The 6,886-nt window shown below is 69.0% G+C and carries 8 protein-coding genes and 1 pseudogene; 6 read left to right on the top strand and 3 right to left on the bottom strand.

Annotated features, from left to right (window positions below; all coding sequences use genetic code 11):
• Together HUU96_RS08930 and HUU96_RS08935 are read left to right on the top strand one after the other, a co-directional pair.
• The coding region (locus tag HUU96_RS08930; protein WP_174292479.1) for a hypothetical protein at positions 1-659 on the top strand (659 nt) is incomplete at its 5' end.
• Positions 656-1,420 (top strand): hypothetical protein, encoded by a 765-nt coding sequence (locus tag HUU96_RS08935; protein WP_174292480.1) that lies wholly within the window; start codon positions 656-658, stop codon positions 1,418-1,420. The genes HUU96_RS08930 and HUU96_RS08935, both read left to right, overlap by 4 nt.
• Here HUU96_RS08935 and HUU96_RS08940 read toward each other — a convergent pair.
• From HUU96_RS08940 to HUU96_RS08950, 3 genes are read right to left on the bottom strand one after another with little or no spacing between them, the layout of a single operon-like run.
• On the bottom strand, positions 1,399-1,992 hold the full coding sequence (locus HUU96_RS08940) for a GNAT family N-acetyltransferase (protein ID WP_174292481.1): 594 nt from the start codon (positions 1,990-1,992) through the stop codon (positions 1,399-1,401). The genes HUU96_RS08935 and HUU96_RS08940 overlap by 22 nt on opposite strands.
• 13 nt (positions 1,993-2,005) lie before the next feature.
• Positions 2,006-2,851 carry an oxygen-dependent coproporphyrinogen oxidase gene (gene hemF, locus HUU96_RS08945; protein WP_174292482.1) on the bottom strand — a complete coding sequence of 282 codons (846 nt, stop codon included), beginning with the start codon at positions 2,849-2,851 and terminating at the stop codon, positions 2,006-2,008.
• Between the two features lie 9 nt (positions 2,852-2,860).
• On the bottom strand, positions 2,861-3,337 hold the full coding sequence (locus HUU96_RS08950; RefSeq protein ID WP_174292483.1) for a tRNA (cytidine(34)-2'-O)-methyltransferase: 477 nt from the start codon (positions 3,335-3,337) through the stop codon (positions 2,861-2,863).
• A gap of 186 nt (positions 3,338-3,523) precedes the next feature.
• Between HUU96_RS08950 and petA the strand changes: the two genes are divergently transcribed.
• The 4 genes and pseudogenes from petA to HUU96_RS08970 all read left to right on the top strand — a co-directional run.
• A complete protein-coding gene (petA, locus tag HUU96_RS08955; protein ID WP_174292484.1) occupies positions 3,524-4,120 on the top strand; it encodes a ubiquinol-cytochrome c reductase iron-sulfur subunit in 597 nt (198 codons plus the stop codon).
• A 13-nt stretch (positions 4,121-4,133) separates the two neighbouring features.
• Positions 4,134-5,417: a cytochrome b gene (locus HUU96_RS08960; RefSeq protein ID WP_174292485.1), complete on the top strand. Its 1,284-nt coding sequence runs from the start codon at positions 4,134-4,136 to the stop codon at positions 5,415-5,417.
• Positions 5,418-5,476: 59 nt separating this feature from the next.
• Positions 5,477-6,328 carry a cytochrome c1 gene (locus HUU96_RS08965; RefSeq protein ID WP_174292486.1) on the top strand — a complete coding sequence of 284 codons (852 nt, stop codon included), beginning with the start codon at positions 5,477-5,479 and terminating at the stop codon, positions 6,326-6,328.
• Between the two features lie 147 nt (positions 6,329-6,475).
• Positions 6,476-6,886 (top strand): annotated as a pseudogene (locus HUU96_RS08970) (hypothetical protein); the annotation flags it as partial.

The following is a 6,886-nucleotide window of genomic DNA, read 5'->3' on the forward strand; positions in this document are numbered from 1 at the left end:
GGTGTAGGGCGCTGATCGGGCTGATCGCCATCGCCGCGATCGTCGTCGCGGTCTGGGGCCACCTCGCCATCCTGGCGGCGGCGAGCGACCCGGCGGTGCTGCGCGACGACGCGACGCGGATGGCGACCCGGCGGCTGCTGCCGACGCTCGGCGTGCTGCTGATCGTGCTGGCCGTGGTCGCGCTGCTGTTCGTGCCGATGGGCATCATCCTGGCGGGCTCTGGCGTCGACATGCAGGCGATGGCGGGCGGCACCAACGTCAATCTGCCGCCACAGACGGCGGCGATCATCGCGCTCTACACCCTGGTCTTCCTCGTCATCGCGATCGGGGTGGGGGCGCGGCTGGCCTTGCTGTACCCGGTCCTGCTGCTGGAGCGGACCGGCGTCGGCGCATTTGCGCGCTCGTTCCGGCTGACGCGCGGCCTGACCTGGCGGATCATCGGCGTGCTGGTCCTGTACGCGATCGTCGTCCTCGTCGCCGGGGGTGCCGCGCAGCTGGTCGCCGGGACGATCGCGGCGCTGATCCTGGGCGCAGGCGCGACCGCCACCTTCATCGCCGCGGTCGCCGGCGCGCTGGTCAGCACTGCGCTCAGCGTCGTTGCGATCGTGTTCACCGCGCAGCTGTATCTCGCCGCCCGCGAGGCGACCGCGCTGCCATGAGGCTCGATCTCGCCGCGGTGGCGCGAGAGGCCGCCGCGCGCTGGCGGCAGGACCGCATGATCCTGTCGCCGCTGTCGGGACTGCTGCTGTTCGTGCCGCAATGGGCGACGCTGATGCTGGTGCCCGATCCGCCGGCGATGCCCGGCACCGCCGCTCCGGTCGCGGTGCAGGCCTGGGCGGAAGCGGTGCAGGTCTGGGCAGGCCGTTACGGCACGCTGTGCGTGGCGGCGTTCGTGGTCGCGCAGCTGGGTCAGCTGGCGATCGTCGCGCTGTACGTCGGCGGCGAGCGGCCGACCGCGGGGGCGGCGCTGCTGCAGGCGGCGCGGCTGCTGCTGCGCTTCCTGCTGGCGGGGATCGTCGTGGCGATGCCGTCGCTGGCGCTAGGGCTGGTCGCTGCCAGCGCGCCGATGCTGCTCGCCTTGGTGGTGCCGGCGGTGGTCTATGTGCTGGGGCGCACGATGCTGCTCGGCGCGGCGCTGCTCGGCCGGCCTGGCACCGGCGCGGTGCGGGCGGTGGTGCTCAGCTGGCGCTGGACACGCGGGCACGGCATTGTGCTGTCGCTGCTCGTCGGCGGCCTGCTGGTCACCATGTCGGTCGCGATCCAGCTGGTGGAAGCGACGATCGAGGCGCTGCGGCACGCCGGCATCGCCAACCCGACAGTGCTGGCGGCGCTGGATGCGGGAGCGGCCGGGGTGGCCTGGGCGGCGATGCTGGCCTTGGCGATGATGCAGGGCGTGCTCTATCGGCGGCTCGCCAGGTAAGGGATTTGCGGTGCGGCGTCGGCTGGCAGCAGCCCGCTCGCGCGCGGGTCGGCGAAGGTCTCGATCGTACGGGCGGTCGCGGTGAAGCCCTGCGCCCGGTAGAAGCCGAGCGCCGAGGGATGGTCGAGGGTGCAGGTGTTGAGCCACACCCGCGCTACTCCCGGCCGCCAGGCACGCGCGAGCGTCTCCGCCATCAGCCAGCGGCCATGGCGCTGTCCGGCCAGCTCGGGCACGAGCGCGAAATAGGCGATGGCGCAGGCACCGGCGGTGCGGTGGTCCAGCTCGACCATCCCCACCTCGATCCCGGCCCGGTCGAGCACCGCATGGACTGCGATCGCCGGGTCCTGCACGATCGCGGCCAGCGCGTCGTCGTCGAGCGCCAGCCGCGAATACCATAGCCAGCGCGCGCCGACCCGGGCGAACAGCGTGCGATACTTGGCCGGCTCCGGCTGATTCCACCGCACCAGCCGCAGCGGTGACGACGGCATCGGCCGCAGCGGCGGCCGCGCCGTCATCTCCAGCGTGGTGACGATCGTCGCCAACTCGCCGGGCGCGACCGCGATCAGCGCCATCTCAGGCCCCCCGTCACGACCAGGTGGCGACGGGCGGCAGGCTCATCAGGATCGCGTCGATGTTGCCGCCGGTCTTGAGCCCGAACGACGTGCCACGATCATAGACGAGGTTGAACTCGGCATAGCGGCCCCGCCACCCGTCGCGCGCGGCGAGATCGGCGGCGGTGAACGGCTGCGTCATGTGCCGCCGGACGATCGCCGGATAGATGGCGAGGAACGCCTCCCCGACCGCGCGGGTAAAGGCGAATCCCGCGTCGAAGCCACCCTCCAGGTGATCGTAGAAGATGCCGCCGACGCCGCGATGGACTTGGCGATGGGGTATGTAGAAATACTCGTCCGCCCACGCCTTGAAGCGCGGATAGTCGCCAACCGGCGCATGGGCGTCGCAGGCGGCCTTCAGCGCGGCGTGGAAATCCTGCGTGTCCGCCGCCACCGGCAGCGGCGGGTTGAGGTCCGCACCGCCGCCGAACCAGCGCTTGGTGGTGGTCAGGAAGCGGCAGTTCATGTGGACGGCGGGGACATGCGGGTTGGCCATGTGCGCGACCAGGCTGATGCCGGTGGCGGTGAAGCGCGGGTCGTCGCCGGCCCCGTGGATGGTGCGGCCGAACTCCCCCTCGAACGTTCCGCCGACGGTGGAGACGTTGACGCCCACCTTCTCGAACACGCGGCCTTTCATCACCCCGCGCACGCCGCCGCCGCCGGGGACGCCAGAGGGATCGATGCGGTCCCAGCCGAGATAGTCGAACGCCGCGTCGCTACCCGCCTCGCACTCGATCGCCTCGAAGGCGGCGCAGATGCGCGTCCGCAGCCCCTCGAACCACAGGCGGGCGGCGGCTTGCTGGTCGTCGAGGTCGGTCATTGCGGCTGCTTAGCCAGCGTCGTCCGGCGGCGGAAGGGCCTCTGCCGGCCAGCCGGTCTGCCGCAGCGCCTCGCCCAGCACGATCGCGCCGGCGACCGCGACGTTGAGCGAGCGAGCGCCGCTGCGCATGGGTACCCGCACGCGAAGATCGGCGCGGTCGTGGACGAAGCCGGGCACGCCGGCGCTCTCCGACCCCAGCAGCAGGATGTCGTCCGGCTCGAACCGCGCCGCCGGCAGCGGCGTCGCGCCCCTGGTGGTCAGCAGCACGATGCGACCGGCGACGCCCGCGGCGAACGCCGCCCAGTCGGCGTGGCGGGTGACGGCGGCCTGCGCGAGATAGTCCATGCCGGCGCGCGCCATCGCCCGGTCGCCGAACGCAAAGCCCATCGGCTCGATCAGGTCGACCGCGACGCCCAGGCACGCGCCCAGCCGCAGGATGGTGCCGACATTGCCGGCGATATCTGGCTGGAACAGCGCCATGCGCATCGGTCTTCTCCCGCCGCCGCCCATCGATGCGGCGGTGCGAAAACTCTGTTGGCAAAGCCGGCGGCCGGCGTCTATCATGCCGCGAGCCTGGCGTGGGGACGGCGGGCATGGCGGGCGCGTGGACCGGGCCGGCATGTGCCGGCATTCGCTCGCGATGATGTGACGAGTTTGGCAAGGGTTACGGTGATGGCGACGGTCGACACGATGGCTGCTCAGGGGGTTCCGCCAGGCGAAGACCCAGCGCCGTTTCTTGAGCCGGTCGACGATCCGCGCCGCCGCGACTTCCTCAACGTCGCCGCCGTCGCCTTTGTCGGCGTCGGCGCGGTCGCGATCGTGCTGCCGCTGGTCAACCAGATGAACCCTTCCGCCGACGTGCTGGCGCTGTCCACCACGGTCGTCGACCTCAGCAAGGTCGAAGCGGGGCAGGGCGTCATCACCAGCTTCCGCAAGCAGCCGATGTTCGTGCGCAACCTGACCTCCAAGGAGATCGCCGACGCCAAGGCGGTGCCGCTGAGCGAACTGCGCGATCCGCAGACGCTGGAGCAGCGGACCAAGGCGGGGCACGAGAACTGGTTGATAACCCTGGGGGTATGTACCCATCTAGGCTGTATCCCGCTCGGCATCCATGAGGGGGAGAACCGCGGCAAGTACGGGGGCTATTTCTGCCCTTGCCACGGTTCGCAATATGATACGGCGGCACGCATCCGTCAGGGACCGGCTCCCAAGAACCTGGGCGTTCCCGACTACAGCTTCACCACGCCGACCAGCGTCACGGTCGGTTGAGGATCAAAACGCCATGAGCTTTCCCTGGGCCAAGCATTACGAGCCGAAGCAGCCGCTGATGCGGTGGCTGGACGAGAAACTGCCGGTGCCGCGCCTCGTCTACAATGCGGTCGGGGCCGGCTATCCGGTGCCGCGCAACCTCAATTACTTCTGGAACTTCGGCGTGCTCGCGGGCGCGGCGCTGGGCATCCAGATCATCACCGGCATCGTGCTGGCGATGCATTACCACGTCGCCGCGGCGGGCGCGTTCGACTCGGTCGAGGCGATCATGCGCGACGTGCGCGGCGGCTGGTTCCTCCGCTACGCCCATGCCAACGGCGCGAGCATGTTCTTCATCGTCGTCTACACCCACATCTTCCGCGGGCTTTATTACGGCTCGTACAAGGCTCCGCGCGAGATGGTGTGGCTGCTGGGCGTGACCATCTTCCTGCTGATGATGGCGACCGCGTTCATGGGCTATGTGCTGCCATGGGGGCAGATGAGCTTCTGGGGCGCGCAGGTCATCACCGGCTTCTTCTCGGCGATTCCGATGGTGGGGGAGACGATCCGGGTGTGGCTGCTCGGCGGCTATGCGCCCGACGATGCGGCGCTCAACCGCTTCTTCGCGCTCCACTATCTACTGCCGTTCGTCACCGCGGCGGTGATCGTGCTGCACATCTGGGCGCTGCATATTCCCGGCTCGAACAACCCGACCGGCGTCGACGTCAAGGGCGAGCAGGACACGGTGCCGTTCCACCCTTATTACACTGCCAAGGACGGCTTCGGGCTGGGTATCTTCCTGCTGATCTTCGCCTCGCTGCTGTTCTTTGCGCCGAACTATCTCGGCCATCCGGACAATTACATTCCGGCCAACCCGCTCTCGACGCCGGCACACATCGTCCCCGAATGGTATTTCTGGCCGTTCTACGCGATCCTGCGCTCGTTCACGGCGGACTTCATCCTGCCGGCGAAGCTGTGGGGGGTGCTGGCGATGTTCGGCTCGATCCTGCTGCTGTTCTTCCTGCCCTGGCTGGACTCCTCGCCGGTGCGCTCGAACAACTACCGGCCGAAGGCGCGGATCGCGTTCTGGGTGCTGGTCGCCGACGTGCTGGTGCTCGGCTGGGTCGGCGGGTCGGAGGCGACGCCGACCTATGCGATCCTGGGGCAGATCACCGCCGCCTATTATTTCGCGCACTTCCTGATCGTGCTGCCGATCATCGCCCGGTCGGAACGGCCCCGGCCGTTGCCGCACTCGATCACCGAGGCGGTGCTGGGCAACCATGGCGGGACCAGCCCGGCGCAGACGGCCCTGGCGTGATTGGGGCTGGCGTGATCGGGGCTGGCATGAACGGCACGACAAGAGGGATTTGAAGGACAATGGTTCGTGCAATCGCAGGGCTGGTGGGTGCCGCGTTCGTCTTCGTGCTGGCACTGGCGCTGTTCGGCACCGTTCGTGACCGCATCACCACGCCGCCGGTCGAATCCGCGGCGGAGTATGTCGAGGCACGCAATCCGCTGCTCCAGGCCAATCTGAAGTCCGACGGCCTGACCGGCACGTTCGACCGCCGCCAGGTGCAGCGCGGGTTCCAGGTGTTCAAGGAAGTCTGCTCGGCCTGCCATTCGATCCGGCTGGTCGCGTTTCGCGACCTGACCCAGATCGGCTACACCCCCGCCGAGGTGAAGGCGATCGCCAGCCAGTGGCAGATCGAGCAGCCCTCATCCAACCCCGACACCGGCGAGGCGGCGACGCGCAAGAACGTGCCCTCCGACCATTTCCCGCTAGTCTTCGCCAACGACGTCGCCGCCAAGGCCGCCAATGGCGGCGCGGTGCCGCCCGACCTGTCCGACATGGTCAAGGCCCGGCACGGTGGCGCGAGCTACGTCTACAGGCTGGTCGGTCACGGTTACGTCAAGCAGTCGCCCGAACTGCTGAAGGAATTCCCCGACATCGCAACGCCGACCGGGCTCTACTACAATCGATTTTACGCTAACCTCAACATCCACATGCCGCCGCCGCTCAAGTCGGACGGCCAGGTCCAGTATAGCGACGGCACCAAGCCGAGCGTCGACCAGATGGCGAAGGACATCTCCGCTTTCCTGACCTGGACCGCCGAGCCCAATCTGGAGGCGCGTCACGCCGCCGGCTTCGCGGCGCTGCTGTTCATCCTCGGCTTCTGCGTCCTCGCCTGGGGGGCGTATCAGAACGTGTGGCGCGACGTGAAGCACTGAGCCACCCTACGTTCGTGAACACAGAGGGGCGGTGCCGCGAGGTGCCGCCCTTTCGCGTAGAGAGCCGTGCGGAACCGCCGGGGCGCGATCCTCGTTCTTCCCTCACCGGCGCGTATCCTGCCGCGCCTTCCGCGTGAGGGAGAGCACATGAACACGATCAAGCGAGTGGGGATGGCCGTCGCCATCGTCGTATCGGCGAGCGCCCTTGGCGGCTGCGCCGACGATTACGGCTATGGCTATGGCGGTCCCGCCGTCGGCTATGCGCCGGGCTATGACGGCTATTACGACGGCGTCTACGGCACCTATGGCGATCCCTATTACGGTAGCGGCTACCCCGGCTATTACGGCTGGTATGGCGGCTTCTATTATCCGGGCAGCGGCTTCTACGTCTATGACCGCTATCGGAGGCCCTATCGGTGGAACGGCGACCAGCGCCGCTACTGGTCCGGCCAGCAGCGCGCCTTCCGCGGTGGCGCTGGCGTTCAGGGCGGACAGGGCTTCCGGCAGGGGGCGAACTGGGGCGGCTTCAACCGCGGCGGCGCGGCCCGGCCGGCGGGA

Source organism: Sphingomonas bacterium (genome assembly GCF_903644135.1).
GTDB lineage: Bacteria > Pseudomonadota > Alphaproteobacteria > Sphingomonadales > Sphingomonadaceae > Sphingomonas.

Bases quoted from the DNA above. Each gene is read 5' to 3' on its own strand.
- HUU96_RS08935 (WP_174292480.1), top strand. From the start codon at position 656: ATGAGGCTCGATCTCGCCGCGGTGGCGCGAGAGGCCGCCGCGCGCTGG.
- HUU96_RS08940 (WP_174292481.1), bottom strand. From the start codon at position 1,992: ATGGCGCTGATCGCGGTCGCGCCCGGCGAGTTGGCGACGATCGTCACC.
- hemF (WP_174292482.1), bottom strand. From the start codon at position 2,851: ATGACCGACCTCGACGACCAGCAAGCCGCCGCCCGCCTGTGGTTCGAG.
- HUU96_RS08950 (WP_174292483.1), bottom strand. From the start codon at position 3,337: ATGCGCATGGCGCTGTTCCAGCCAGATATCGCCGGCAATGTCGGCACC.
- petA (WP_174292484.1), top strand. From the start codon at position 3,524: ATGGCGACGGTCGACACGATGGCTGCTCAGGGGGTTCCGCCAGGCGAA.
- HUU96_RS08960 (WP_174292485.1), top strand. From the start codon at position 4,134: ATGAGCTTTCCCTGGGCCAAGCATTACGAGCCGAAGCAGCCGCTGATG.
- HUU96_RS08965 (WP_174292486.1), top strand. From the start codon at position 5,477: ATGGTTCGTGCAATCGCAGGGCTGGTGGGTGCCGCGTTCGTCTTCGTG.